Raw genomic sequence first — 2,534 nt, 5'->3', positions numbered from 1 at the left:
TGACCCAAAGCTGTCATTTCGCCCGTACGTGTCGTAGCTTCTAATGGCTCTGCCGATGGGAGGGATCATATCCGAGCGCCCGATTGCCCTGACATAAGGCGCTGGTATTGTGTAGTTGACTGGGCTCCAAAGCGGAGCCGTCACACGTGGGAGGAGTCCGAGCGTGAAGCGCCGTTTGGCGGCCATACTCGCTGCCGATGTGGTCGGTTACAGCCGGCTCATGGGCCATGACGAGATGGGCACGCTGACTACGCTGAGGGCGCTGCGGGCCGAGCTGGTCGATCCAAAGATCGCCGAACACATGGGTAGGATTTTCAAGGCGACCGGCGATGGGGTCCTGGCTGAGTTCACCAGCGTTGTTAACGCCGTTGCCTGTGCGGTCGACATCCAGCGGCGGCTGGAGGCGCGCAACGCCGACATGCCGGAGGACCGCGCGATCCGACTGCGGATCGGGGTCAACCTGGGCGATGTCATCGTCGAAGGCGAGGACATCTTCGGAGACGGAGTGAATATTGCGGCTAGGCTTGAGAGCGTCGCCCCGGCCGGTGGCATAGCGGTCTCGGGCACAGTGCGTGACCACCTCGGCAACCGGCTCGATCTGCAGTTCGAGGATATGGGCGAGCAGGCGCTGAAGAACATCGAGCAGCTGGTGCGCGTTTGCCGAGTGCGCCTAGCCGATACCTCTGCCTTGGTGCGTCGCGCACTGTCGCTACCCGATAAGCCGTGGATCGCCGTCTTGCCGTTTGTCAATATGAGCGGCGATCCAGAGCAGGAGTACTTCTCCGACGGCATCACAGAGGACATCATTACCGAACTTTCGCGCTTTCGGTCGTTGTCCGTCATCACCCGGAATTCCTCTTTCACCTACAAGGCACGGACGATGAAGATCCCCGACGTGGCACGCGACTTGGGCGTGACCTATGTACTCGAGGGAAGCGTTCGTCGCGCCGGGAATCGTCTGCGCATCACCGCGCAGCTCATCGACGCTGAGACCGGCAGCCACATCTGGGCGGAGCGCTATGATCGAGAAATTGCCGACATGTTTGCGGTTCAGGACGAGATAACCCAGAGGATCGTGGGCATGCTGGCGGTGGGCCTCGAAGACGTTTCCTTGGAGCGGGCTAAGCGTAAGCAGCCTGAAAACCTCATCGCCTATGATCATTGGTTGCGCGGCAAACGTCTCTTGTGGACGGTGGGTCAGAACAATCTTGAAGCGCGCCAACACTTCGAAAAGGCTGCTGCCACAGACCCAAGCTTTTCGCGCGCCTATTCCGGTTTAGCGGTGACCTACCAGATGGAAGCGCTTGATTTGCTAATTGCGGCAGAAGGTAGAGGCGCTTATGACATGGCCTTTGATTGCGCCAAACGGGTCTCGCGCTCGATGAAGCCGATTATCAAGCCCACATCGCGCTGGCATGGCCTTGCCTCTATCGCGGCGACTATGAGCGCATGAAGAAACATGTGGATCGTGCCATCATGCTCAACCCTAACGACGCCGACAGCCTCGCCAATGCCAGCTACATGCTCGCAATGTATGGAGACGGGGAAAAGGCGGTTGCCTGCGGCGAAGCGGCAATGCGTCTCAATCCACGATACCCCGATTGGTATATCGCCTTTCAGGCGACTGCCCTATTTACCGCAAGGCGGTATCCCGAGGCCCTAGCCGCGCGGATCAGAGTCCCCGACTACTTTATCGATTCGACCTTTTTCGGCGCAGCTATACTTGCCAAGCTTGATAGGCTTGCCGAGGCAAAGCTATGGGCGGAAAAAGCAGTAGCGAGGCTGAAAGCAAGGCCGGGGGGCGTTGAGCAAGCAGCCAAAGGATGCATCCAGCTTCTGCTCGACAACAACCCATTCCGCCGTCAAGAAGATCGTGATCACTTCGCAGAGGCGATGCACATGGCTGGCGTGCCCGGATAGCCGCTTCGATCCATTCCGGCTGATGTACGTCGAACAGAGTGTTTGGGAGGTAATGGTGAAAGCGCTCACTTTACTGATGGTGAATGATTATCCCGACTATATCGACGCGGGGGAGTGGGCGCGATCTCTCAAGGCGCGCGTTTCTGGCCTCGACTTCCGATTATGGCCCCATCACGGCGATCCCGGCGACATTGACTTGGTGCTGATCGATAAGGGTACGCCGCGCGGGTTTTTTGAAGATATGACGCGATTGCGTGCAGTTGCCTATCTCGGCGCGGGCATAGACGGCTTGCAACTGGGTGAGCTGCCTGCGGGCGTTGGCGTCGTACGTTTGGCGACCCGCGAACTTGCCTCGGAGGTTGTGCAGTACATTGTTCTCAGAGTACTGTGCCAGCAACGCCATGTATTTGAATATGCTGTCCAACAGACCCAGAAGAGATGGCGCCCCATCGCGCCACGGAAGATCAGCGAGACCGGCATCGTTATCCTTGGGGCTGGGCGTATCGGTGGATGGGCCGCGCGACTCTTCGCCGAGCTGGGATATCGCTCGGCGGCGTGGTCCCGCAACCCTAAGCAAATCGCCGATGTGGCCTGTTACGCTGGTGCCCCAGCGC

At 59.1% G+C, this 2,534-nt stretch carries 3 protein-coding genes; all 3 read left to right on the top strand.

What is annotated here, in order from left to right; all coding sequences use genetic code 11:
• The first annotated feature begins 163 nt into the window (after positions 1–163).
• Positions 164–1,453, top strand: coding sequence for an adenylate/guanylate cyclase domain-containing protein (locus AC0L2K_RS34740; RefSeq protein WP_473533631.1), 1,290 nt, complete (start codon positions 164–166; stop codon positions 1,451–1,453).
• Complete coding sequence (locus AC0L2K_RS34735) at positions 1,450–1,920, top strand: hypothetical protein (RefSeq protein WP_473533630.1); 471 nt, start codon at positions 1,450–1,452, stop codon at positions 1,918–1,920. The genes AC0L2K_RS34740 and AC0L2K_RS34735 overlap by 4 nt, the downstream gene beginning before the upstream one ends.
• A 55-nt stretch (positions 1,921–1,975) precedes the next feature.
• The coding region (locus AC0L2K_RS34730; protein WP_473533629.1) for an NAD(P)-dependent oxidoreductase at positions 1,976–2,534 on the top strand (559 nt) is incomplete at its 3' end.

Source organism: Mesorhizobium sp. WSM4817 (assembly GCF_055811135.1).
The sequence above is the reverse complement of the archived record's forward strand: the minus strand, read 5'-3'. Positions and strand labels throughout refer to the sequence as shown.

Bases quoted from the DNA above. Each gene is read 5' to 3' on its own strand.
- AC0L2K_RS34735 (WP_473533630.1), top strand. From the start codon at position 1,450: ATGAAGAAACATGTGGATCGTGCCATCATGCTCAACCCTAACGACGCC.